A 25,238-nucleotide genomic window follows, 5' to 3' on the forward strand; every position below is an offset into this window, starting at 1 on the left:
AACGGTTTCACCTGCGGCCAGCGCCGCCCGTACCGAGATAGCCCAATGAGCCCATCCCAGGACGCCCCGACCATTCTCACCCGCATTCTGAAACGCAAGGACGAGGAGGTGGCCGAACGCAGTCGCGTCGTCACCGAGCAGGAGCTGCTGGCCCTGGCCGAACGGCAGAGCGCCCCACGCGGGTTCATTGCGGCACTCGACCGGTATATCGCCGAAGGAGACCCTGCCGTGATCGCCGAGATCAAGAAGGCGTCTCCCTCTCGGGGCGTGATCCGCGAAGAGTTTCATCCGGCCGATATCGCCATCAGCTACGCCGAAGGCGGAGCCGCCTGCCTCTCCGTGCTGACTGATGCCGACTTCTTCCAGGGCCATGAGGATTTCCTGATCGAAGCCCGCGAGGCCTGTCAGCTGCCGGTCATTCGGAAGGATTTCATCACCCACGGCTATCAAGTCAGTGAGGCGCGCGCCATCGGCGCCGACTGCATCCTGCTGATCGTTGCTGCCCTCGACGATCCCCGCATGGCCGATCTGAAGCAGCAGGCGGAAGCCCTGGGCATGGACGTGCTGGTGGAAGTGCACGATGCTCTGGAACTCGAGCGTGCACTCAAGTTGGGTATCGGCCTGGTGGGCATCAACAACCGCAACCTGCATACCTTCGAAACACGCCTGGAGACCACTCTGGAACTGTTGCCGCGCATTCCCGCCGAGGTCACTGTGGTGACGGAGTCGGGCATCCACACCCAGGCCGACGTGCTGCGCATGCGCGAACATGACGTTAACGGTTTTCTGGTTGGTGAGGCCTTCATGCGCGAGGCCGATCCCGGTGAGGCGCTGCGACGGCTGTTCTTCTAATCGAAAAGCCATCGTAATGAAAGGGCGGCCGCGCGGCAGCCCTTTTTCATTAAGTGCCATTATTTGGCAATACTTTTGGCTCTCCTTGCCTGGTTAACATTAGAACTTAAAGGTGGGTTAGGTCGATTCTGGGGAATGTTGGAGCTGAAGTCATGGCGGATTTCACTGAAGGTAAATGGATATTTGCACCGGAAAGATGGCGTGCCACATCAGAGTTCGTGGAAATCACAACAGAGCCCGGGACCGATTTTTTGGCAGGGTTCCTATTATGGATTCAGAAATGACAATGCCCCCAGCTTGTTGCTCGACATCGATGAGAATTTCACTTTCACAGTAAAGGTTTCTTTTGAGTACAAAAATCGATTCGACCAGTGTGGGGTGGTGGTCTATCTGGATACGGAGAACTGGTTCAAGGCATCGATTGAGTACGAGAGTGATGAGTATTCCCGCCTGGGAAGCGTGGTGACTAATTTTGGTTATTCAGATTGGGCAACGTCCGACATTGCCTTGCCACCCTGTATTTGGTTTAGGCTTAGTCGGAGAGGGCCGGACTTTCTGCTTGAGTCTTCTTTCGATGGTATTGGTTTCAACCAGATGCGTATATTCCATCTGCATAAGCTTGGCGAGACAACGGTGGAAATGGGGAAGAGCAATCCGCCGCTCCCGGCTCGAGAGCCAGTGCGTCTTGGTTTGTATGCATGTAGTCCCTTGGAATCGTCGTTTACAGCCAGATTTTCTGATATGAGCCTTGATGCGTGTCGCTGGAAGGCGCACGAGGCGTGAGATTGCCATTAGCTTGAGATAGGAAGGAGGAATCATGTTTGATCACGTCAAATTCGGCGTCAGCGACTATGAAGCTAGCAAAGCCTTCTTCCTGAAAGCTCTCGAGCCGCTTGGGGTGGTGGCAATGGGGGGCGGCGAGCCGTCGTATGGCATAGAGATTTGCGGTAAGGGCGATGCCTCGCTGTGTCTATACCAAGCTACGGAGAAGCCTGCTCCCCTCCACATTGCGTTCCAGGCTGACACTCGACAGCAGGTAGTGGACTTCCATCATGCCGCCCTGCTGGCGGGTGGCAAGGACAATGGCGCTCCCGGCCTGCGCCCGAACTATCACGAGAACTACTATGCCGCCTTCGTCCTCGGTCCGGACGGGCACAACATCGAGGTGGTGTGCCACGAGCCTGAGGCTTGAGGTAACCGGCGTTTTTGCAGCAGCGATTGCACAGTCTGCGTGTTGCTGAATGCAAGGCAAGGAGGGTATATGAGTGGCGCGAAATACCTTGTTATCAGTCCTCATGTAAGTGAGTTTCCTAATCCCATAACTTTCGACAAAGGAGCTCTGCTTACCGTTGGCGAACGATACGGCGGGAAGGTGGGGTGGGAGAACTGGTTTTTCTGCAGTGTATCGGGGCAGGAGCCCGGCTGGGTGCCGGGCCAGGTCATAGAGTTTCTTGATGGTTCAGCCGGCCGTGCTCTCGCTGACTACACGGCAAGAGAGCTCGATGTTGAGCAAGGTGAAGTGCTCTTCGGCAAGCAGGCGTTGAACGGCTGGCTATGGTGTGAAAAAGCTGACGATACGCAGCCGGGCTGGGTGCCGTTAGAAAATGTAGAGAGAATCAATGATTAAAGGGAGTTGAGGCATGTCATTTGCGGAAGCTGAAAGTACTAGCCGGCGTACGAAGATGACATCCTGATACTTGTTGGCTTGACCTGACGGTATGTTGTTAAAACTGGCCCCTAGTCATCGATTCAGCATGTACGGCTGGGGATATTCGCTGGGATCACTCTACCGGTTGAACAGCCAAAGCAGTCCCGAGCACTACGCAGATCACCATCATCGTATCCTACGCTTACGTGCGGTTCCAAAGGCCGGCGGCGTTTCCGCCGGCCTTCGTGTGTTCATCGGCCCATCTGGTGCAACCTTTGGCTACACCAGTCGTTGCCTCGTGCTTACTCTTCCGCGCTGAAGGGCAGGGATGAGTGGTGCAGCACGATACGCAGAACACCTTCGTCGTCCAGGTGGTAGCCCCAGGTCTTGTCCACGGTGGTGGTATTGCCATCGGCATCGAGGATGGACACGTTACCCATCGTCAGGGCGACGTCGCCGCTGATAAGGATCGCGGCGTTTTCGATGGTGACCTCCTGCCAGCCCTTCAGGGCAAACCCGCTGTCTTCACTGTATTCGTCGCTATGACCGACGAAGTAGGCCAGGGCGCCTTCGGGCGTCGTGCGGAAGGTTTGCGGGGCGGCGGCCAGGGTGGGTTTGAAGAGTACAGCGGCCATGTCGTATCCGTAGGCGCTGTCGATCACTTCCTGCGCTAGCTCTCTGGCGGCTTCGATGCCTTCCGCCTGGTAGGTATTGGAGATCGCGACCAGGGCGTCGCCCCAGGCTTGCTGTGTCGCCAGCACCTCTTCTTCGGTGATGTCGCCTCCCAGATGCGTAACCTGAGCGGCACTGGCCAGGCCTGCAATGCCAAGACCCAGTCCGAGCCCGAGAGCCGTGGCAGTCACTAGTGGCTTGAGTTTCATCATCCGTCTCCTGTCGATAAGTCCATGTAAGATCTAGTGATCGAGCCTACAAGCTTACCAGCTCAGCGGGCGTAGATGGGTACGCAGGCCCAGAAGCGGATGCGGCCAGGCTTGGTTAGAGATCGTGCTCCTGGTTTGCCCATTGATTCCTTCCTCACCCCGATAGCGCTCCTGTCGGTTTCTCTCTTCTCAGCCGAGGCGGTGGAGAAACCCTTTTGGAAGCCCCAGCTCCTGGCGATACCCGTCTTGAGCCAGGTAAGACTCACTGCTCAAGTTCTGTTCGCTTCGGCCGATGTCAGGCGGACGAAACGCGGCATAGACCGCGTCGAGACGCATACCACCACTCTCCCTCTCCTCCTGACGGCAGGTGGGTAGCGGTACTGTCGCAATGCCAGATGGGCGAACCACGCCCGCGGCGCTGATTATCGAGGATCTGGGAAATGAAAGCTTTCGCCAAGAGAACGAGACGGACCATGCGTCTGCAGACTCGTATGCTGTTGCTGGTATTGCTGCCGCTGATGTTATTGGCGCTGGCGCTACAGGTCATGAACATCACCACTCAACTCTCCGACTCCCGCTCAATGCTGGATAACCAGCGCCAGGCCTTGGTGAAGGCGCGTGAGCAGGGTATCAAGGATGTGGTCGAATCGGCGCAGACTTCTTTGCGCCACCTGGTGGAAGCAGGGGAGTTGAGCCGAGCGGAAGCTCAGGCTCGCGCGCATGACATCGTCCGCAGCCTGCGCTTCGACGACGGCAACTACATTTTCGTTTATGACTATCAAGGGGTGGTGGTGGTACACCCCTTCATGCCGCATCTGGAAGGCCGAAACCTGTGGGAACTACAGGGGCCAGACGGTGACTACCTCGTCCAGGAGCTCGTCTCCAGGGCTCGCCAGGGGGGCGGGTTCTATCGACATGATTGGGAGAATCCTGCCACCCAGCAAGTCGAGCCCAAGTACTCCTATTCCGTCGCCATCCCGGAGTGGGAGTGGATGATGGGAAGCGGAATCTATCTCAACGAAGTCGATGAGGCCATGGCAACCGCCGAAGCGCAACTCGGCCAGGAGCTGCGTCGTTCGATCATCGCCTCGGCAATCCTCACCATTGTGTTTGTACTGGGCATCGCAGCTTTCGCTGCCCTGTTGGTACGTCGCTCGCTGCGACCCATTCGTCAGACGGCCGAGGCCATGCGCAACATCGCCCAGGGCCGGGGCGACCTGACACAGCGCCTTGCCGCGCACACAAACGACGAGGTGGGTGAGCTGGCCAATCAGTTCAATGCCTTCGCCTCACGCATTCAGGAGACGCTGCGCGAAATACGCAAGAGCTCGCATAGCGTGCATCACTTTGCCGGTGAGATGTCGCGCAGCTCGGAGGAGCTCGCCACCCGTACCGAACAGGCGGCGGCGAACCTGCAGGAGACCTCGGCTTCCATGGAGGAGATCACGGCGACCGTCAATCACAGCGCCGACAGCGCTCAGCATGCCAATACGCTGGCTCAAGCCACGGCGTCTGTGGCTCACAAGGGTGAAGTCTCGATGCAAAAGGTCGAGCACACTATGCAGGATATCAATACCTCCGCCACGCGCATCAGCGAAATCATCAGCATGATCGATGCCATCGCCTTCCAGACGAACATTCTGGCATTGAACGCCTCGGTCGAGGCGGCTCGTGCGGGTGAGCACGGTCGTGGCTTTGCCGTGGTGGCTCAGGAAGTGCGCACGCTGGCGAGCCGTTCCAGTGCCGCATCTCAGGAGATCCGTGCCTTGATCGATGCCTCCGTGCAGCACACGCATTCCGGCGCCGAACTGGTGCGCAGTGCAGGAGAAACCATGCGCGAGATCGTGGCCAGCGTGAGCAAGGTGACGGACGTGATTGGCGAAATCACGGCCGGCGCCAAGGAGCAGAGCGCGGGTATTGGTCAAATCAATACCGCCGTCGCCGAGATGGATACCATGACTCAGCAGAACGCGGTAATGGTTCAGGAGTCGACCACTGCCGCTGGTGAGATGCGCCATCATGCCGAACAGCTCAGCGCTCTGATCGGCTCCTTCGTACTGGGCGATGAAGTGGGCGCAGTCAGGGGCGAAGAGAACAGGCGGGAGAGCGGTGCGGTGAAGCCCGTGACACCCGTACCTGTCGTGCAGCGCATCCAGCCGCGCTTGGCTTCGGCTCGACCTTCTGCTGTTCGTGAGGCGGAGTGGGAGTCGTTCTGAGCAATCAGTTGGCCGATGTGAATGCGGCTTCTTAGCTCGACAGGCCGGTGGCGACCTTGGGTCGCCACCGGCTTTTTCGTTACCAGTTCAGCTGGCGCAGATGGGCGAGCAGCCCCTGAAGCGGGTGCGGCAAGGCCTGGCCGGAGAGACGGCTGGCCTGGCTGCGGCAGGAATAGCCGGTAGCCAGCAGACGACCCCGATTGGTATCGTCCTCGACCACCGGCTGCCACGACTGGGCGTAGATGGCCTTCGAGGTTTCCACATTGCGCGCTTCGTGGCCGTAGGTGCCGGACATGCCGCAACAGCCGGTGGCAACGAGTTCGAGCTCCAAACCGAAGGCGGCGAATATTTGCTGCCACGCCTTGGGGCTTCCCGGGGCGTTGGTCTTCTCGGTGCAGTGGGAGATCAGGCGGTATTCCGGGTCGTCGAGCGTTTCCAGCTTGCCTGTCAGGGCAGGGGGTACCAGGCGCTTGCCTTGTGCCACCAACCATTCCTGCAGCATCAGCACCTCGGGCACACTGTCGGACCCCAGCGCCTTCACGTACTCCTGTCGATAGGTCAGGGTCATGGCCGGGTCGATACCCACCAATGGCACGCCGAACTCGGCCAGCGCACGCAGTCGGCGCGCCTGCTTTGTCGCGGTGCGCGCAAAGGCGCCGACGAAGCCCTGCACATGCAGAGGCTTGCCGTTGGCCGAGTAGGGCGCGACGAACACTTTCACATCGAGCCGAGAGAGCAGCTCGACGATATCCATCACCAGCTCGGCCTCGAAGTGGCTGGTGAAGGCGTCCTGCACGATGACCACGCTTCTGGCCTTCTGTGCCTCGCTGAGCAAGCTCAGCGAGACCGGCGTGGCCTCGGCCACGCCCCAGGCGCGCAGCTGTTTAGCCAGCCGCGCCCGGGAGAGCCGTGGGCTATCGACCAGGCCGAGGTGCTGCGACAGCAGCCTGTCTACCAGGCGGTTGCCCAGTGCTGCGTTGTACAGGGGCGCGGCATGAGCGAGATAGGGCACGAAGAACTCCATGCCGCCGATCAGGTAGTCCCGCACCGGGCGCAGGTAGCGGCCGTGGTAGATCTCGAGAAATTGAGTGCGCGAGTCGGGCACGTTGACCTTCACCGGACACTGACCGGCGCAGGACTTGCACGCCAGACAGCCCGCCATGGCGTCGTAGACCTCGTGAGAAAAATCGGTCTCGTCGCGCCGCCGCCAAGTGTTGCGCACGCGCGTCGGCAAGTGCTTGAAGAAACCCCATACCCCTTGCTCCCGTTGCTGGCGGGCTTCTTCTACCAGGTCGACCCCGGCGTTACCCTGCAGGCGCAGCCATTCGCGAACGAGGCTGGCGCGACCCTTGGGCGAGTGGATGCGATCGCGGGTCGCCTTCCACGACGGGCACATGGCGTCATTGGGGTCGTAGTTGTAGCAGGCGCCGTTGCCGTTGCAGTAAACCGTGGCGGCGTGGGCCTGCCATACCCGCTCGTCGATCTGTCGGTCGAGCTGGCCGCGGGTGGGTACGCCGTCGATGGTCAGCAGGCCCGGGTCGACCAGCTTGACGGGTGCTTCGGCATCGGCGTTGGCAGGCGTGGCGATCTTGCCCGGGTTCAGCTGATTATGTGGGTCGAAGGCGGCCTTGACCCGCTGCAGGCTGGGGTAGAGCTCGCCGAAGAACTTGGGTGCATACTCGGAGCGTACGCCCTTGCCATGCTCGCCCCACAGTAGGCCGCCGTAGCGCTGGGTCAGCTCGGCGACCTCGTCGGAAACTTCACGAATCAGCCGCTCCTGTACCGGGTCCTTCATGTCGATGGCGGGGCGCACGTGCAGCACGCCGGCATCGACATGGCCGAACATGCCGTAGCTGAGCCCGCGGGCGTCGAGCAGGGCACGGAACTCGGCGATGTAGTCGGCCAGATGCTCCGGTGGAACCGCGGTGTCTTCGACGAAGGGGATCGGGCGCTTTTCGCCTTTCTCGTCGACTCTGGCATTGCCCAACAGCCCCACCGCGCGCTTGCGCATGCCGTAGACCTGTTGAATCTGGTCGCGCCCCTCGGCCAGCGTGTAGCCCAGGCGCGGCACGCTTTCGTCGGCTTCCAGGTGACGACAGAAGGTGGCCACCCGTTCGGCGAGCCGCTTGGGGTCGTCGTCGTTGAACTCCACCAGGTTGATGCCACGGATGGTCACTGCCTGGCGCTCGGCGGTGGCGGTATCGCCCTCGGTGGAAGTGACGGGCGCCTCGTTGGGGAAGAATGCCGCCACGCTGTCCCAGACGAAATCCTCCATGGCCAGCAGCAGTACCTTGTCATCTACCGTTTCGATGGAGGTCGGCGCGGCACTGCCGGCCATCAACGCCTTGGCGTCGCGCAGGGCATCCATGAAACCGGCGTAGCGCACATTCACCAAGGTCGAGTGCTTGGGGATCGGCAGCACGTTCAACACCGCTTCGTTGAGAAACCCGAGCGAGCCCTCGGAGCCGCACAGCAGGCTGTTGAGGTCTAGACGGCCTTCCGCATCCCTCAGGTGCGCCAGATCGTAGCCGGTCAGGCAGCGGTTGAGCGGCGGGAATTTGGCCGCGATCAGCTCGCGCTGGGTATCGACGATCTCCCGGGCGGTGCGGTGGACATTGCCGATGATGCCGTTGCGGTGACATAGCGTCTCGAGGACTGCATCGTCCACGGGTTGGGTCGTCAGACGCTCGCCGCCGAGCAGCACGGTATCGAGTTCGAGCACGTGGTTGCGGGTCTTGCCATATTCGCAGCTGCCCTGGCCGCTGGCATCGGTGGAGATCATGCCGCCGATGGTGGCGCGGTTGGAGGTGGAGAGATCCGGGGCGAAGAACAGCCCATGAGGCTTCAGTGCCGCGTTGAGCTGATCCTTGACCACGCCGGCCTGAACCCGCACCCGGCGGTTCTCGACATCGATCTCGAGAATTCGATTCATATGACGAGAAAGGTCGACCACCAGGCCGTCGGTGAGCGACTGGCCGTTGGTACCGGTGCCGCCGCCCCGCGGAGTGAGCACGACCTTGCGATGCTTCGCTTCACCGGCCAGGCGAGCAATCCGCTCGAGATCATCTACATGACGGGGAAACAGCGCCGCCTGGGGCAGCCGCTGGTAGATCGAATTGTCGGTGGCCAGCACGGTGCGACTGGCGTAGTCCGGGGCGATCTCGCCTTCGAAACCCGCAGCCCTCAGGGCGTCGAGGAAGCGGAGATAGTGAGCGCCGAGAGCTGCCGTGCCGCTCGGTGTCTTGCTGTCCAGTCGTGCGATCATGGTTTTGGTTCGTCGGGTAACGCTGCCGGGCGAGCCGGTCAGTCAGGAGAATGGGCCTATTTTATCGTGTCTGGGTGGTCGCGCGCACCCCGCCGTCAGGCTGGCGTGGCACCCGGGCGGCCTTTTGCCTACAATGTTTCGCCGTTTTACCGTCTTTTACCGTTTCGCTTTTCAGGGGCTGGACGCCATGCTCGATCCCAAATTGCTGCGCAGCGACCTAGATTCGGTCGCCCAACGACTGGCCAAGCGAGGCTTCGTTCTCGACGCCGATCGAATCGAGGCGCTGGAGTCCCGGCGTCGTGGCTTGCAGACCGAGACCGAGGCGCTGCAAAACGAACGCAACACCCGCTCCAAGGCGATCGGCAAGGCCAAGGCCACCGGCGAGGATATCCAGCCGCTGCTCGACGAGGTAAGCGACTTGGGCGATAGGCTGGATGCTGCCAAGCATCAGCTCGCCGAAGTACAGGCGGAGTGGGACGCGCTGGTCAGCGGCATTCCGAACCTGCCTCACGATAGCGTGCCACAAGGCGACAGCGAAGAGGACAATGTCGAGCTTCACCGCTGGGGCACACCGCGTGAATACGATTTCGAGGTGCGCGACCACGTCGATCTGGGGGGCCTCAAGGGGGAGCTTGACTTCGAGCTGGCGGCCAAGCTGACCGGTTCGCGCTTCGCTGTCATGCGCGGGCAGATCGCCCGGCTGCATCGGGCGTTGGCCCAGTTCATGCTCGACAAGCAGACCCTGGAGCACGGCTACGAGGAGTGCTATGTCCCCTACATGGTCAACGAGGCCTCACTCTACGGTACTGGACAGCTGCCGAAGTTTGGCGAAGATCTGTTCCGGCTGGACGACGAACGCAGCTACCACCTGATCCCCACTGCCGAGGTGCCGCTGACCAACTTTGCCCGTGACGAGATTCTCGATCACAAAACACTGCCGCTGAAGCTCACTGCCCATACGCCGTGCTTCCGCAGCGAGGCAGGTTCTCACGGTCGTGATACCCGAGGCATGATCCGTCAGCATCAATTCGACAAGGTCGAGATGGTGCAACTGGTGGAGCCCGAGACAAGCTATGCCGCTTTGGAAGAGATGCGCGGTCATGCCGAAGCGATTCTGCAGGCGCTCGAGCTGCCTTATCGCGTCGTCACGCTGTGTACCGGTGACATGGGCTTCGGGGCGGCCAAGACCTACGACCTGGAAGTTTGGCTGCCAAGCCAGCAGACCTACCGCGAGATCTCCTCGGTGTCCAATTGTGAGGATTTCCAGGCGCGGCGCATGCAGGCGCGCTTTCGCCATCCCGAGCAGAAGAAGCCGCAGCTGCTGCATACCCTCAACGGCTCGGGCCTGGCAGTGGGACGCTGCCTCATTGCGGTGATGGAAAACCATCAGAATGCCGATGGCTCCATCACCGTGCCTGAAGCGCTACGCCCCTATCTGGGCGGCATCGCCACCATCAATTCTCGATCTCCCAGCTGACGCTGACACCCGCCTCGATGACGATCGTCCCGGGGCTGTAGTCGACCTGTCCGGCGCTCTCACGGGCGTCGGCGCTCATCGCCATCATGCGCGGTACGTAGATCGGTGAGCGTGTCTCGCTGATATGAGCCACCGACCCCAGCGTCACGTCCATGGTGCGCGCCATCAGCTCGGCCTTGCGGCTTGCCTTTTCCAGTGCCATCACCAGTGCCTCGTCGGTCGCGGCGTCGCGATCGGTGAGGTCGTAGGTGATGCCATCCATGGCATTGACGCCAGCCTCGGTCAGCGCGTCAAGCAGTCGCGGCAATCGCTCCAGGTCATCGACCCGAACCTGGAAAGGGCGTTCGAGACGAGTGCGCACCAGCAGTTCCTGTTCGCTGTCGCTGCGCCGCGGGGACACGTATTCCGGCTGCACCGCAAGCGAGCCTGCACTGATATCGTCACGCTCCACCCCGGCTTCTTCCAGGGCTTGAATCAAGGTTGCTGCCCGCTCCTCCAGTCGATCCCTGGCCTCGCGCAGGGCATGGCTATCGGTTTCTTCCTCATGTTGCGCCACCGCTGGGGTGCGCTCCCAAAGTCGGGCGCTGAGCGTGGCTCGATCCGGTACCACATCGAGTTGGGCTTCGGCCTGAACGACCAATCGACCGCGCGGCTCATCGGCCAGAGTGGCGGTCGTCATTAGCGGAGCTGTCATCAGTAGGCCGCCCAGCAACAGGCAGCGTAAACGCATCGTGAACATCAGTAGCCTCCATACGGCAATGATGACTAGATCAAGGGGAGCAGGTAGGGCAGTCGGCCGAGCCCAGGACGGCAAGTTTGTGCACTAGCCCGCTAGGGGTCATGATAAGCAGGACTCGCCAGACATGGATAGATGGCATGCTGCACCGTGACGATAATGTACGCTATGGGCTTCCGCTCACTCTGACACTGGCGCTGGCGGCGCTGGTCGTCATCGTAGCCGGCATTCGTGCCGGGGCCGATTTGATCATCCCGATCTTGTTGGGGCTTTTCATTGCCGTGATCTGCACCTCCCCGGTGAATGCACTTCAACGACTGGGGCTCGGGCCGCATCTGGCGGTGGTTGTCACGCTGTTGGTGATCGGCGGCTTTCTCTCGCTGGTCGGTTTGCTGGCGGTCAATGCCTTCGGCACCTTCATCGAAGCCTTGCCGGGTATCGAAGGGCGGCTTTACGAACATTATCTCAACATCCTCGACAGCCTCGCTTCCATGGGCCTTGCCATCAACCCGGAAACCCTCGGGGCCCTGGTTGAAGGCGAGGATGAAGGGGGCTGGCTCTCGGCCCTGCTCGGCGGCCTGGGCAACCTGCTGATGCAGAGCATGGTGGTGGCGCTACTGGTCATCTTCATGCTGTTCGAGACACTCAATTTTCGCCGCAAGGTGGCCTACGCCCTCGATGACCCTGAAGCCAGCCTGCGCCGCTTTCAGGAGTTCAGTGTCACGCTCAAGCGCTATCTGGCGGTGAAGACCTTCGTCAGCCTGCTTACCGGCGTCATGGCCTGGCTTGCCTGCGTCGTGGCAGGCGTGGATTTTCCGCTGCTATGGGGCGTGCTGGCCTTCGCGCTCAATTACATCCCCAACATCGGCTCCGCCATAGCCGCGGTGCCACCGGTCCTGCTACTGCTGGTGTCCCGAGACGGCGGTCTGGTTGAGGCCTTCGGCCTGGCCATGGCCTACCTGGGAATCAATTTCGTACTGGGCAACCTGGTCGAGCCTCGGCTGATGGGTCGCGCCCTGGGCCTCTCGACATTCGTTGCCTTCCTGTCACTGGTAGTCTGGGGGTGGATGCTGGGTGTGGTGGGCATGCTGCTCTCGGTGGTGCTGACCATGACGCTGAAGATCGCCCTGGACAGCCATCCGCAGACTCGCTGGATCGCTTATATGCTGGGGCCAGGCAGGCGGCCCATCTCGGACAGGATCGCGCCGGATGGTACGCAGCATACCTCTTCGGATGAGCCGGACGCTTCTCGCCGTGCTCCAATGACATCGCCCCGGCCGGGGCCGGGGCGAGACGAGGAGTAAGGCTTGGGGGCTATCAGCCGTTCTGGTCGATGAACTGCACCAGTTGAGACTTGGACTGGGCGCCGACCAGTGAGGCGACCTTGGAACCCGACTTGAACAGCATCACGGTGGGTACGCCGCGTACGCCCTGTTCGGCGGCGATCTCCGGTGCGTCGTCCACATTGATGCTGACCACCTTGAGGCTGTCGGAACGTTCTTCGGCAACCTCGTCGATCACCGGGGCCATGACCTTGCAGGGGCCGCACCAGGGAGCCCAGAACTTCAGCAGCACGGGTTGTTCGGCCTTGAGGACTTCCTGCTCGAAGTTGGCATTGGTGACATCGACGTTATTGGCCATGTGATTCTCCAGTTACGTTGCGCTACATCGAGCGAATCGGGGTGACATGCATCGGCATATCCGGTCGGCAGATGTTAGCGGTCGGCCGTGCCGCTGGCAAATACCCTCTGCGGCGCCCGGTCTTGTACCCTCTTGAATGAAGATTAGTCGTGTTCCCTGGCTTCCTTGTGCCGTGCTGTAGTGGTATGCCTCGAATTCGTCAGCTCTCGTTATAGCTGTGTACCAATTGTTGTCGGAAAACGCGTCGCCCCTTGCCTGTCCCTCGACGAAACTCCCCTCAGTCGCGATAGTGATTAGCGTTATGCTATTTTGTACTTAGACGCCAAACACTAATCGCTATCGAGCATGTTTCGCTGGGCATCAGGGAGCCGAGTCGACGATGAAATTACAGCAGCTGCGCTATGTGTGGGAAGTGACCCGCCACAATCTCAACGTCTCGGCGACCGCCCAGAGTCTGTTCACGTCTCAGCCCGGTATCTCCAAGCAGATACGTTTGCTGGAGGACGAGCTCGGGGTGGAAATATTTGCACGCAGTGGCAAGCACCTGACACGGGTCACGCCGGCGGGGGAAGCCATCGTCGAGCTGGCTGGACAGGTGCTGAGGTTAGCAGAGAACATCAAGCAGGTCGCCCAGGAGCACAGCGACGAGCGGCGGGGCAGCCTTTCCATTGCCACGACTCATACCCAGGCCCGATACGCCTTGCCCCCGGTCATCGGTGAGTTCACTCGCAAGTATCCCGACGTCGCTCTCCATATGCAGCAGGGAACGCCAAAACAGATCGCCCAGATGGTCAGCGACGGTATGGCAGACTTTGCCATCTGCACCGAATCGTTGGAACTGTTCAACGATCTGGTGCTGCTGCCTTGCTATTGCTGGAACCGCTGCGTACTGGTACCGCGGGGCCACCCCTTGGCGGATGGCGGTGAACTGACCCTCGAGCGCCTGGCGGAGCAGCCGCTGGTAACCTACGTATTCGGTTTTACCGGCCGCTCACAGCTCGATGACGCCTTCCGCGCCGATGGCCTGACTCCCAATGTGGTGCTCACTGCGGCCGATGCCGATGTCATAAAGACCTATGTGCGGTTGGGCCTGGGTGTCGGGATCGTCGCCCACATGGCTTACGACGAAGCGCTCGATGATGACCTCGTGGCCCTGGAGGCCGGGCATCTATTCGAAAGCTCGGTGACCAAGATCGGAATTCGTCGTGGCACCTTCATGCGCGGCTACATGTATGATTTCGTCAAGGGATTCGCTGGTCATCTCGACCGCGACCTGGTCGATGCCGCCCTTGCCGCCGGGCCACGACACGAAGCCGAACTGTTCAAGGACATTGCGCTGCCGATGCGCTAAGCACTCTGCCGGCAGCCGGGCCTGCGCACGGGTCCCGCAGCAAAAAAAGCGGACCGTGTCTGGGTCGGTCCGCTAGGTAGGTATGGGGGAAAGCTCAGTGTTGCAGGTGCAGGCCGCACTCGCGCTTCGCTTCCACCTTGGTGGGGTCGAAGTAGTCGAACTCGTTGGGGAGGTCGTGCTGCTGCAGATAGCCATACAGCTCCTTGGCACTCCAGTGCAGCAGGGGTGACACCTTGAGCAGGCCGCTGGCGTTACGACTGACCGGTGCCATGCGGGCACGCTCCGGGGTATCTTCGGCACGCAGTGCCGTGAACCAGACGTCTGGCGCCATCTCTCGCAGGGCGCGTTCGAACGGCTCCAGCTTGACCTCCTGGGTGAAGGCCTCGTGGCGGGGGTCGTCGATACCCGGCATGGAGCCTTCCAGTGCTTCACGATGTGCCCGGGTACGCCGCGGCAGGTAGCTGATCAGGTTGAGATTCAGGCGTTCGACCAGCGCATCGGCGAAACGGTAGGTCGCATCGGTGTTGTAGCCGTGGTCCATCCACACCACGGGGATGTCAGGTTGCTGCTGTATCACCATGTGCAGGATCACCGCCTCGAAGGGGCGAAAGTTGGTGGTGACGATGGGGCGCTGGCCCTGGGTGAGAGCCCAGCGAATCAGCGCGCTCGGGTCGTTGCCGAGTTCCTGATTGATGGTATCGAGGTCTGCCATTATGGCTCCGGGGTCGTTGACGGCGTTGGCCATACCCTATCAAAGGCGACAGAGCGGACCCCAATATCGTTTCATTGGATAAATATAGCCAAATGAGCGGTAAATCGGTGCGGCTTATTCCAAACCGTGAGCCGTCAATGCCTGCATGAGGTGGCGAATCTTGTCGAGGGTTTCGACGTACTCCGCTTCGACAGCGGAATCGGCGACCAATCCGCCACCGCCCCAAAGATGGATCCTCTCGTCATCTGCGACCGCGGTGCGAATGGCGATGGAGGTGTCCATATTGCCCCGCACGTCGACGAAGCCCAGGCTGCCGCAATAGACACTACGCCGGCTGGGCTCCAGCTCATCGATGATCTGCATGGCCCGCACCTTGGGCGCACCGGTGATCGAACCGCCGGGAAAAGCGGCCGCCAGCAGATCCAGCGGCCGCTTTCCCGCCGCCAGTTCGCCGCACACGATACTGACCAGGTGGTGCACGTTGGCGTAGCTCTCTAGCCCGCAGAGCTGCGGTACCCGTACGCTGCCCGGTCGGCATACGCGTCCCAGGTCATTGCGCAGCAGGTCCACGATCATCACGTTCTCGGCACGGTCCTTGAGGCTTTCGGTCAGCTCTCTGGCCAGCTTGTCATCCTCTTCCGGTGTGCCCCCTCGAGGTCGCGTGCCTTTGATCGGCCGAGTTTCGATATGGCCGTCGGAATCGCAGTGCAGGAAGCGTTCCGGGGAGAGTGACAGGATGGCCTGTCGGCCCTGGCTTGTTGTCCATGACATATAGCCGGCAAACGGCGTCGGCGTGGCTTGGCGCAAGCGCAGGTAAGCATTCCAGAGATCACCGCTGAACGGCGCACTGAACCGTTGAGCCAGGTTGATCTGATAGCAGTCGCCAGCGCGGATGTAATGCTGAACGGCGGAAAATCGCCGTGCATAGCCGTCGCGGTCCATTTCTCCTTCGAAAGGGGCGAGCAGTTGGAAGTCGCCTAGGGGGGCGACATTGCGTTTTAGCCAGCCGAGTACCTGTATGCGTCTCTCGGGCGTGGCCACAAGCCAGCTTTCATGCCGTTGATGATCCTGAATCAGCGCCCAGTCGTATAGTCCCGCACGACTGTCCGGGAGGGACACCACCTGCCTTGCCGACTGCCCGACCGGCTCGAGGGTGCGCCCCAGGTCGTAGCCCCAGTAGCCTATCAGGCCGCCGAGAAAGGGCAGGTCACTATGGGGGAGTTCGTGCGTCAGGCTATCCAGCAAGGCCTGCTGCGCTAGGAAAGGATTGAGGCCATGCTGCACCTCGTCATCTATGCGGACCACACCCTGCCCGTCGACCGTGATGACCGACACGGGGTCGCAACTGATGATGTCATAGCGCCCGCCCGGGGCGGCAGGCTTGCCGCTGTCGAGCAGGACGGCCCCGGGAAGGTCGCGCAGCGCCTGGAAATAGGCCAGTGGATCTTCACCGTAGGGCAGGGGCGTTATCTCGAGAATCGCTATCATCAGGGGGGGCCTTTCGAAACAGGCGACTCATTCTAGGGGGTGGTGACGCTTTTGTCGTGAGGGTCCTTGTTCTGATAACGACTTTACCGTCAACGTTGAGGTGATTGTCGACATCGAGTCTCGGTAAGGCGCCATTGTCTACAACCAAAGGCGTAGGAAATGGCGGCTGTGGTGAGGTTGACCCGCACTGGGGCAATGTCTAAAGTCTCTTCATTCCTTAATTGTCGACAATTGCCATGAACTCAGTCGCATCAGAACAGACGTCTCCGGAAGTTCGAACCCTGGCGGAACGGGTCTTCCACGAACTGCAGGATGCCATCGTCCGCGGCAAGCTGGCACCGGGTAGCAAGATCACCGAGCCTGGTCTGTCCAAAGCCTATGGCATTTCTCGCGGTCCGTTGCGCGAGGCAATGCGTCGCCTCGAAGCGCACCGCCTGATCGAACGAGTGCCTCATGTGGGAGCGCGTGTGGTCAAGCTCTCCATGAAGGAACTCCTGGAGCTGTTCGACGTGCGTGAGGCCTTGGAAAGCATGGCCGCGCGACTGGCTGCGGAGCACATGACCCGTGATGAAATCGCCGGGCTACGCGATGTGCTGGCGCTGCATGAGCGACAGGCCGATCTGAAAAGCGGTGAAGCCTATTATCAGCGCGAAGGGGATCTGGACTTTCACTATCGTATCGTCCAGGGCAGCCACAACCGCATGCTGATGACCATGCTGTGCGACGACCTCTATTACCTGGTGCGTCTATATCGCACCCAGTTCAGCGCCAGCGGTACACGCCCGCAGCGGGCCTTCGTCGAGCACCATCGTATCGTCGATGCCATAGAAGCCGGCGACGCCGAACTGGCCGAGCTATTGATGCGACGCCATGTCAGCGCATCCCGGGCCAATGTGGTCGACCGCTATTCCGCCATTCTCAAGCAGCAAGCCGAGGCGCCCGTCTGAGGTCTGCTCGGATCACAAGAGGACATAACCATGACCCAATCGACGCCCGGCGCACGCTTCCGTGCCGCACTCGAGGCCAATCGCCCGTTACCCATCCTCGGCACCATCAATGCTTATACCGCGATGATGGCCGAGCGGGTCGGCCATCAGGCGATCTATCTCTCTGGCGGCGGCGTGGCCAATGCCTCCTTCGGCTTGCCCGACCTGGGCATGACCACCATGAATGACGTTGTCCAGGACGCTCATCGTATCTGCGGCGCCACCGATCTGCCGCTGCTGGTCGATATCGATACCGGCTGGGGCGGCGCCTTCAATATCGCGCGCACCGTCAAGGAGATGCAGCGTGCCGGCGTGGCTGCGGTGCATATCGAGGACCAGGTGGCGCAGAAGCGCTGTGGGCACCGCCCCAACAAGGAAATCGTCTCCAAGCAGGAGATGGTCGATCGCATCAAAGCCGCTGCCGACGCTCGCATCGATCCGGACTTCTACCTGATCGCGCGTACCGACGCCTTCCAGAAGGAGGGGCTCGATGCCGCCATCGAGCGCGCCAACGCCTGCATCGAGGCGGGCGCCGATGCCATTTTCGCCGAGGCGGTACATACCCTCGACGACTATCGCGCCTTTTGCGAGCGGGTCGACGCGCCGATTCTGGCCAATATCACCGAGTTCGGTGCCACGCCGCTGTTCAGCCAGCAGGAGCTCGCCGAGGTGGGCTGTCGCATGGTGCTCTACCCGCTGTCAGCCTTCCGCGCCATGAACGCAGCGGCGCTCAAGGTTTATCAGAGCATCCATGCCCAGGGGCATCAGCGTGATGTGGTCGAGCTCATGCAGACTCGCGACGAGCTCTATGACTTTCTCAATTATCACGCCTTCGAGCAGAAGCTCGATGCGCTGTTCGTGGAAAACAAGATTGCCGAGAACGGCTCTGACGCCTGAGCCAGGCCAGTTGGACGACAAGACAACGACAGACCAAGGAGACTCGACATGGCAGATAAACCCATCGCTGGTGCGGGGTTGCGTGGCCAGAGCGCAGGCAGCACGGCGCTGTGTACCGTTGGAAAGACCGGCTCCGGCCTGACCTATCGTGGCTATGACATCAAAGAGCTGGCCGAGAAGGCGCGCTTCGAGGAAGTGGCCTACCTGCTGCTCAAGGGCAAGCTGCCCAATCAGGCCGAGCTCGACGCCTACGTCACCAAGCTCAAGGGCCTGCGCGGCTTGCCGGAGGCGCTCAAGACCGTGCTCGAACAGATCCCGGCCAGCGCCCACCCCATGGATGTAATGCGCACCGGGGCCTCGATGCTCGGCAACCTCGAAACCGAGGCGAGCTTCGACGAGCAGCAGGACGTTTCCGACCGCCTGCTGGCGGTGCTGCCGTCGATCATCTGCTACTGGTACCGCTTCAGCCACGATGGCGTGCGCATCGAGACCGAGACTGACGACGAGTCGGTAGGCGCTCACTTCCTGCATCTCCTGCGTGGTGCAGCGCCCTCCGAGCTGCATGCCCGGGTAATGAACGTTTCGCTGATTCTCTATGCCGAGCATGAGTTCAACGCCTCGACCTTCACTGCTCGCGTGTGTGCCTCGACGCTGTCCGACATGCACTCCTGCGTGACTGGCGCCATCGGGTCGCTGCGCGGTCCGCTGCACGGCGGTGCCAACGAGGCGGCCATGGACATGATCGAGAATTGGGAATCTCCCGAGGAAGCCGAGCGCGAGATCATGGGCATGCTCGAGCGCAAGGAGAAGATCATGGGCTTCGGTCACGCGATCTACCGCGAGTCCGATCCGCGTAATGCCATAATCAAGGAGTGGTCGGAAAAGCTGGCGCAGGACGTAGGCGACACCGTGCTCTATCCGGTCTCCGTGCGGGTCGAGGACGTCATGTGGCGCGAGAAGAAGCTGTTCTGCAATGCCGATTTCTTCCACGCCAGCGCCTACTATTTCATGGACATTCCCACCAAGCTGTTCACGCCGATCTTCGTCTGTTCGCGTGTCACCGGCTGGTGTGCCCATGTCTTCGAGCAGCGTGCCAACAACCGCATCATTCGCCCCAGCGCGGACTACATCGGCCCGGAAAAGAGCCAGTGGGTGCCCCTCGAGGAGCGCGACTGAACTCTCTCGACACAAGGCGGCCTGCGGGCCGTCTTTCGTCATACCCGACCCAACACCACGCGAAGACCGTCGACTCATGAATACTCAATACCGCAAATCGCTACCCGGCACCGAGCTGGACTACTTCGACGTGCGTGCGGCCGTCGAGGAGATTCAACCCGGCGCCTATGACACCTTGCCCTATACCTCCCGCGTTCTTGCCGAGCAGTTGGTGCGCCGCTGCGAGCCGGAGCTGCTCACCGATGCCTTGAAACAGCTGATCGAGCGCAAGCGCGATCTGGACTTCCCCTGGTATCCCGCCAGAGTGGTGTGCCATGACATTCTCGGCCAGACGGCGCTGGTGGATCTTGCCGGCCTGCGTGACGCCATCGCCGAGAAGGGCGGCGACCCGGCCAAGGTCAACCCGGTGGTACCGACCCAGTTGATCGTCGATCACTCCCTTGCCGTGGAGTGCGGCGGCGACGACCCCCAGGCGTTCGACAAGAACCGCGCCATCGAGGATCGCCGCAACGAGGATCGCTTCCACTTCATCGACTGGACGCGTACCGCATTCAAGAACGTCGATGTAATCCCCGCCGGCAACGGCATCATGCACCAGATCAATCTGGAGAAGATGTCGCCGGTGATCCAGGCGCGCGATGGCGTCGCCTATCCCGACACCTGCGTGGGTACCGACAGCCACACGCCCCACATCGACTGTCTGGGCGTCATCGCCATCGGCGTTGGCGGTCTGGAGGCGGAAACCGTCATGCTCGGCCGCCCCTCGATGATGCGCCTGCCCGACATCATCGGCGTGGAGCTGACCGGCAAGCGCCAGCCCGGCATCACCGCCACCGACATCGTGCTGGCGATCACCGAGTTCCTGCGTCAGGAGCGGGTAGTAGGCGCCTATCTGGAGTTCTTCGGTGAAGGTGCCGACAGCCTCACCATCGGCGACCGCGCTACCATTTCCAACATGACGCCGGAATATGGCGCCACCGCCGCGATGTTCTACATCGACGAGCAGACCACCGACTACCTGACCATCACCGGCCGCGAGCCGGAGCAGGTGGCGCTGGTCGAGAACTATGCCAAGACCGTCGGGCTTTGGGCCGACAGCCTGAAGAACGTGCAGTACGAACGGGTGCTGACCTTCGACCTCTCCACCGTCGAGCGCAACATGGCAGGCCCCTCCAACCCCCATCGCCGCCTGCCGACCTCGGCGCTGGCCGAGCGCGGCATCGCCGCCAACCTGGAACTGGCGCTGGCCGAGGAGAAGGCCGGCAGGATGCCCGACGGCGCGGTGATCATCGCCGCCATCACCAGCTGTACCAATACCTCCAATCCGCGCAACGTCGTGGCGGCGGGACTGGTGGCGAAGAAGGCCAATGAGCTTGGGTTGGTACGCAAGCCCTGGGTGAAGTCCTCTTTTGCCCCTGGCTCCAAGGTCGCTCGTCTCTACCTGGAAGAGGCGGGACTGCTGCCCGAGCTGGAGAAGCTCGGCTTCGGTATCGTCGCCTACGCCTGTACCACCTGCAACGGCATGTCCGGCGCGCTGCGCCCGGAGATTCAGCAGGAGATCATTGACCGCGATCTCTATGCCACTGCGGTACTCTCCGGCAACCGCAACTTCGACGGCCGTATACACCCCTACGCCAAGCAGGCGTTCCTGGCCTCGCCGCCGCTGGTGGTGGCCTATGCCATTGCCGGCACCGTGCGCTTCGACATCGAGAAGGATGCGCTCGGCTACGACCAGGATGGCAATCCCGTCACGCTTAAGGATCTGTGGCCCGCCGACGAAGAGATCGATGCCATCGTCGGCCAGTACGTCAGGCCGGAGCAGTTCAAGCAGGTCTACATCCCGATGTTCAATCTGGATGAAGTGGAAGAGGCCAAGAGCCCGCTCTACGATTGGCGGCCGCAGAGCACCTACATCCGCCGCCCGCCGTACTGGGAGGGCAACATGGCGCGTGAGAAGGGGCTGAAGGGCATGCGGCCGCTGGCGATCCTGCCGGACAACATCACCACAGACCATCTGTCGCCGTCCAACGCCATCATGCTGGACAGCGCAGCGGGGGAGTACCTGGCCAAGATGGGCCTGCCGGAGGAGGACTTCAACTCCTACGCCACTCACCGCGGCGACCACCTCACCGCCCAGCGCGCCACGCTCGCCAATCCCAAGCTGTTCAACGAGATGGTACGCGACGACAAGGGAGAAGTGATTCAAGGCTCGCTGGCGCGCATCGAGCCGGAAGGCAAGGTGACGCGTATGTGGGAAGCCATCGAAACCTACATGGAGCGCGGCCAGCCGCTGATCGTGATCGCCGGGGCGGACTACGGCCAGGGCAGCTCGCGCGACTGGGCGGCCAAGGGGGTGGCGCTGGCGGGCGTCGAAGCGATCGTTGCCGAGGGCTTCGAGCGCATTCACCGCACCAACCTGGTGGGTATGGGCGTGATGCCTCTGCAGTTCCAGGAAGGCACCACGCGCCACACGTTGAAACTCGATGGCACCGAGACTTATGACGTGGAGGGCAAGCCCTCGCCCGGGGCAACCCTGACTCTGGTGATTCATCGCGCCAACGGCGACAGCGAGCGTGTGCCGGTACTGTGTCGGCTGGATACCGCCGAAGAGGTGTCCGTCTATTCCGCCGGCGGGGTACTGCAGCGCTTTGCTCAGGACTTCCTCGAATCCGAGGCAGAAGCGACGGCCTGACAACACGTTGTGAGAATACCCCGGCGCCATCGTCGGGGGTTTTCCGTCCCTCCAGGAAACGAATTCCATGGCAAACGTTCCTCAAGTCAAAATTCCCGCTACCTATATGCGCGGTGGCACCAGCAAGGGCGTCTTCTTCCGCCTGGACGACCTGCCCGAGTCGGCGCAGAAGCCCGGCCCGGCCCGCGACGCATTGTTGCTGCGAGTGATCGGCAGTCCCGACCCCTACCAGAAGCAGATCGACGGCATGGGCGGGGCCACTTCCAGCACCAGCAAGACGGTCATCCTTTCGAAAAGCGCAAGCCCCGACCATGACGTCGACTACCTCTTCGGGCAGGTCTCCATCGACAAGCCGTTCGTCGACTGGAGCGGCAATTGCGGCAATCTCTCTGCCGCCGTGGGTCCCTTCGCCATCAGCAATGGCCTGGTAGATTCCTCGCGCATTCCCGAAAACGGCGTCGCCACGGTGCGCATCTGGCAGGCCAATATCGCCAAGACCATCGTTTCGCGGGTACCCATCACCAATGGCGAAGTACAGGAGACCGGCGATTTCGAGCTCGACGGCGTGACCTTCCCGGCCGCTGAGGTGGCGGTGGAATTCATGGACCCGGCTGACGCGGAAGGTTCCATGTTCCCTACCGGTAACCTTGTCGACCAGTTGGAGGTGCCGGGCGTGGGTGTGCTCGAGGCCACCATGATCAACGCCGGTATCCCGACAGTCTTCGTCGATGCAGCGCCGATTGGCTACACCGGTACCGAGCTGCAGGAAGCAATCAACGGCGATACCAAGGCATTGGCCATGTTCGAAGCCATTCGCGCGCACGCTGCCGTACGCATGGGGCTGATCAAGGATGTCGCCGAGGCCGCCGAGCGTCAGCATACGCCCAAGGTCGCCTTCGTCGCGCCGCCGGCGGATTACATGGCTTCCAGCGGCAAGGCGATCAAGGCCGGCGATATCGATCTCGTCGTGCGCGCACTCTCCATGGGCAAGCTGCACCACGCCATGATGGGTACCGCGGCTGTTGCCATCGCCACGGCGGCGGCGGTTCCCGGCACCTTGGTCAATCTGGCCGCGGGTGGCGGTGAGCGTAACTCGGTGCACTTCGGCCATCCCTCCGGGACCCTGCGGGTAGGGGCGGAAGCGTCCCAGGTGGCAGGGCAGTGGACGGCAACCAAGGCAGTGATGAGTCGTAGCGCTCGGGTATTGATGGAGGGCTGGGTGCGCGTTCCAGGCGATGCTTTTTAGATAAGAAGAACGCACTCAATCTTCGCCCCGAGTCGCAAGGCTCGGGGCGTTTCCTATAGTGAAGGTTGCCCCCACCGAGCCTGCGACAGGAGGAAGCATGAGCGCCACCGCCGAAAGCAACGTCCGCCCCGACTACGATACAGAGCTGCATAAGATTGCGGACTACGTGCTCGACTATAGAATCGAGAGTGACGAAGCGCTGGATACGGCGCGAAATTGCCTGATCGATACCCTGGGTTGCGGTCTGTTGGCACTGCGCTTCCCCGAATGCACCAAGCACCTGGGGCCGCTGGTTGAAGGTACCGTGGTGCCGTATGGTGCCCGGGTACCTGGCACGTCGTTTCATCTGGATCCGGTCAAGGCCGCCTGGGACATCGGCTGCACCATTCGCTGGCTCGATTACAATGACACTTGGCTTGCCGCCGAGTGGGGGCATCCCTCCGACAATCTCGGTGCCATCCTCGCCGTAGCCGATCATCTCTCGCAGAAGAAAGTCGCGCGGGGAGAGCCGCCACTGACCGTTCGCGATGTGCTCGAGGCAATGATAAAGGCCCATGAGATTCAGGGTGTACTGGCGTTGGAGAATTCCTTCAATCGTGTCGGCCTGGATCATGTGGTGTTGGTCAAGGTTGCCTCTGCCGCAGTAGCCGCTGATTTGATGGGGGCGGATCGCGAGCAGCTGCTTTCAGCCCTTTCGCATGCCTGGGCCGATGGCCAAAGTCTGCGGACCTATCGTCATGCGCCCAATGCCGGCTCACGCAAGAGCTGGGCAGCGGGGGATGCCACTTCACGCGGTGTGCGCCTGGCCGATATCGCCCTGCGTGGCGAGATGGGTATTCCCGGGGTGCTCAGCGCTCCCCAATGGGGGTTTTATGACGTGCTTTTCTCCAAGACCAACAAGGACCAGAAGATCAAGTCGGAGGGGGAGCGGACGTTTCGCTTTCAGCGCGAGTTTGGCACCTACGTGATGGAGAACATCCTCTTCAAGATCGCCTTCCCGGCCGAATTTCATGCCCAAACCGCGTGTGAAGCGGCGGTGCGGCTGCACCCTCAGGTCAAGGAGCGTCTGGAAGAGATCGAGCGTATCGTCATCACCACCCACGAATCGGCCATTCGCATCATCTCCAAGGAAGGGGAGCTGGCCAATCCGGCGGACCGTGATCACTGCCTGCAGTACATGGTGGCTGTGCCGCTGATCTTCGGGGATCTGACTGCCGAGCACTACGAGGATGATTTTCATCGCCAGCATCCGCTGATCGATACGCTCAGATCGAAGATGGTGGTCGTCGAGGAGCCGCGCTACAGCGAGGATTATCTGGCGGCTGACAAGCGTTCCATTGCCAACGCCATTCAGGTCTTCTTCAACGATGGCGGAGCGACTGAGTGCATCGAGGTGGAGTACCCCATCGGGCATCGCCGACGGCGGGAGGAAGGCATTCCGGTCCTCGAGGAGAAGTTCCGGCGTAACCTGACGACGCGATTGCCGGCCAAACGCTGCGAAAGCATCTTCCAACTATGCAGTGACCAGGAGGGCCTAGAGGCAATGCCGGTACATCGATTCATCGACCTTTTCGTCATCTGAGCAGGGCGCCGCAGACACCGGATGTGGGGCTGGAGAGAAAAATTGACGGCGGTCATGGATAGCTTATGCCAGCTGAGCTATATTTTTTTGACGCGGTGGGTTGCGTACCCGCCGAGTTAGCCGTAAAGTACGCATCCGCTGCCGGTGACGGGCAACGTTGCAGGCGGTGGATAGAGTGGTAAGTGGTTGTCCTGATTTGGATTTTTCGAATCGCTTCGCAAAATTCACGCTTGACGCCCACGGCGAATTCGGTAGAATGCGCCCCACTCGCTAGAGGCCCTAAGGGGGCTCTAAACGACGCCCGCCAGACGGGGCTTCGCGACCAGGGTCACTCCGGTGACGGTGGCGAAGAGAGTTGACAAACTCCGGCGCTTGAGTAGAATACGCCTTCC

General features: G+C 61.3%; 20 protein-coding genes. 14 read left to right on the forward strand and 6 right to left on the reverse strand.

Annotated elements, in window-relative coordinates; genetic code table 11:
- Positions 1–45 precede the first annotated feature (45 nt).
- The 4 genes from trpC to AC2VNO_RS01285 all read left to right on the forward strand — a co-directional run bounded on the left by trpC (position 46) and on the right by AC2VNO_RS01285 (position 2,479).
- Positions 46–852: an indole-3-glycerol phosphate synthase TrpC gene (gene trpC, locus AC2VNO_RS01270; RefSeq protein ID WP_486932447.1), complete on the forward strand. Its 807-nt coding sequence runs from the start codon at positions 46–48 to the stop codon at positions 850–852.
- A gap of 135 nt (positions 853–987) precedes the next feature.
- Complete coding sequence (locus AC2VNO_RS01275) at positions 988–1,635, forward strand: DUF1349 domain-containing protein (protein ID WP_486932448.1); 648 nt, start codon at positions 988–990, stop codon at positions 1,633–1,635.
- 34 nt (positions 1,636–1,669) lie between these two features.
- Entirely contained in the window at positions 1,670–2,044 is a 375-nt protein-coding gene (locus AC2VNO_RS01280) for a VOC family protein (protein ID WP_486932449.1), read from the forward strand.
- A gap of 69 nt (positions 2,045–2,113) precedes the next feature.
- The gene (locus AC2VNO_RS01285) at positions 2,114–2,479 is read left to right on the forward strand and encodes an SH3 domain-containing protein (protein WP_486932450.1); all 366 of its coding nucleotides are present in this window, start codon (positions 2,114–2,116) and stop codon (positions 2,477–2,479) included.
- A gap of 323 nt (positions 2,480–2,802) precedes the next feature.
- Here AC2VNO_RS01285 and AC2VNO_RS01290 read toward each other — a convergent pair whose 3' ends face one another.
- Positions 2,803–3,381 (reverse strand): phosphoribosyl-AMP cyclohydrolase, encoded by a 579-nt coding sequence (locus AC2VNO_RS01290; RefSeq protein ID WP_486932451.1) that lies wholly within the window; start codon positions 3,379–3,381, stop codon positions 2,803–2,805.
- Positions 3,382–3,854: 473 nt separating this feature from the next.
- Here AC2VNO_RS01290 and AC2VNO_RS01295 point away from each other — a divergent pair, with 473 nt between their 5' ends.
- Positions 3,855–5,597 (forward strand): methyl-accepting chemotaxis protein, encoded by a 1,743-nt coding sequence (locus AC2VNO_RS01295; RefSeq protein WP_486932452.1) that lies wholly within the window; start codon positions 3,855–3,857, stop codon positions 5,595–5,597.
- Positions 5,598–5,676: 79 nt separating this feature from the next.
- Here the strand turns inward: AC2VNO_RS01295 and ydiJ are convergent, their stop codons facing one another.
- The gene (gene ydiJ, locus AC2VNO_RS01300; RefSeq protein ID WP_486932453.1) at positions 5,677–8,862 is read right to left on the reverse strand and encodes a D-2-hydroxyglutarate dehydrogenase YdiJ; all 3,186 of its coding nucleotides are present in this window, start codon (positions 8,860–8,862) and stop codon (positions 5,677–5,679) included.
- A 187-nt stretch (positions 8,863–9,049) separates the two neighbouring features.
- Between ydiJ and serS the strand changes: the two genes are divergently transcribed.
- Positions 9,050–10,339: a serine--tRNA ligase gene (gene serS, locus AC2VNO_RS01305; RefSeq protein WP_486932454.1), complete on the forward strand. Its 1,290-nt coding sequence runs from the start codon at positions 9,050–9,052 to the stop codon at positions 10,337–10,339.
- Here serS and AC2VNO_RS01310 read toward each other — a convergent pair.
- Entirely contained in the window at positions 10,317–11,078 is a 762-nt protein-coding gene (locus AC2VNO_RS01310; RefSeq protein ID WP_486932455.1) for an SIMPL domain-containing protein, read from the reverse strand. The genes serS and AC2VNO_RS01310 overlap by 23 nt on opposite strands.
- Positions 11,079–11,215: 137 nt before the next feature.
- Here AC2VNO_RS01310 and AC2VNO_RS01315 point away from each other — a divergent pair, with 137 nt between their 5' ends.
- Positions 11,216–12,379 (forward strand): AI-2E family transporter, encoded by a 1,164-nt coding sequence (locus AC2VNO_RS01315; RefSeq protein ID WP_486932456.1) that lies wholly within the window; start codon positions 11,216–11,218, stop codon positions 12,377–12,379.
- Between the two features lie 13 nt (positions 12,380–12,392).
- Here the strand turns inward: AC2VNO_RS01315 and trxA are convergent, their stop codons facing one another.
- Positions 12,393–12,716 carry a thioredoxin gene (trxA, locus tag AC2VNO_RS01320; protein WP_228578014.1) on the reverse strand — a complete coding sequence of 108 codons (324 nt, stop codon included), beginning with the start codon at positions 12,714–12,716 and terminating at the stop codon, positions 12,393–12,395.
- 379 nt (positions 12,717–13,095) lie between these two features.
- Here trxA and cysB point away from each other — a divergent pair, with 379 nt between their 5' ends.
- Positions 13,096–14,067 carry an HTH-type transcriptional regulator CysB gene (gene cysB / locus AC2VNO_RS01325; protein WP_486932457.1) on the forward strand — a complete coding sequence of 324 codons (972 nt, stop codon included), beginning with the start codon at positions 13,096–13,098 and terminating at the stop codon, positions 14,065–14,067.
- 94 nt (positions 14,068–14,161) lie between these two features.
- On the opposite strand, the gene AC2VNO_RS01330 is transcribed toward cysB, so the two are convergent.
- Positions 14,162–14,779: a phosphoadenosine phosphosulfate reductase domain-containing protein gene (locus AC2VNO_RS01330; RefSeq protein WP_486932458.1), complete on the reverse strand. Its 618-nt coding sequence runs from the start codon at positions 14,777–14,779 to the stop codon at positions 14,162–14,164.
- Positions 14,780–14,893: 114 nt separating this feature from the next.
- On the reverse strand, positions 14,894–16,267 hold the full coding sequence (gene pabB, locus AC2VNO_RS01335; protein WP_486932459.1) for an aminodeoxychorismate synthase component I: 1,374 nt from the start codon (positions 16,265–16,267) through the stop codon (positions 14,894–14,896).
- 236 nt (positions 16,268–16,503) lie between these two features.
- Between pabB and AC2VNO_RS01340 the strand changes: the two genes are divergently transcribed.
- The 6 genes from AC2VNO_RS01340 to prpD all read left to right on the forward strand — a co-directional run bounded on the left by AC2VNO_RS01340 (position 16,504) and on the right by prpD (position 24,846).
- Entirely contained in the window at positions 16,504–17,214 is a 711-nt protein-coding gene (locus AC2VNO_RS01340; protein ID WP_486932460.1) for a GntR family transcriptional regulator, read from the forward strand.
- 30 nt (positions 17,215–17,244) lie between these two features.
- Positions 17,245–18,150 carry a methylisocitrate lyase gene (prpB, locus tag AC2VNO_RS01345; protein WP_486932461.1) on the forward strand — a complete coding sequence of 302 codons (906 nt, stop codon included), beginning with the start codon at positions 17,245–17,247 and terminating at the stop codon, positions 18,148–18,150.
- A gap of 48 nt (positions 18,151–18,198) precedes the next feature.
- Complete coding sequence (gene prpC, locus AC2VNO_RS01350; protein ID WP_486932462.1) at positions 18,199–19,326, forward strand: bifunctional 2-methylcitrate synthase/citrate synthase; 1,128 nt, start codon at positions 18,199–18,201, stop codon at positions 19,324–19,326.
- Positions 19,327–19,402: 76 nt separating this feature from the next.
- Entirely contained in the window at positions 19,403–22,018 is a 2,616-nt protein-coding gene (gene acnD, locus AC2VNO_RS01355) for a Fe/S-dependent 2-methylisocitrate dehydratase AcnD (protein ID WP_486932463.1), read from the forward strand.
- A 67-nt stretch (positions 22,019–22,085) separates the two neighbouring features.
- A complete protein-coding gene (gene prpF / locus AC2VNO_RS01360; RefSeq protein ID WP_486932464.1) occupies positions 22,086–23,264 on the forward strand; it encodes a 2-methylaconitate cis-trans isomerase PrpF in 1,179 nt (392 codons plus the stop codon).
- A gap of 97 nt (positions 23,265–23,361) precedes the next feature.
- Positions 23,362–24,846 carry a 2-methylcitrate dehydratase gene (gene prpD / locus AC2VNO_RS01365; protein ID WP_486932465.1) on the forward strand — a complete coding sequence of 495 codons (1,485 nt, stop codon included), beginning with the start codon at positions 23,362–23,364 and terminating at the stop codon, positions 24,844–24,846.
- Positions 24,847–25,238: the final 392 nt, after the last annotated feature.

Source organism: Halomonas sp. TH-94 (assembly GCF_057473365.1).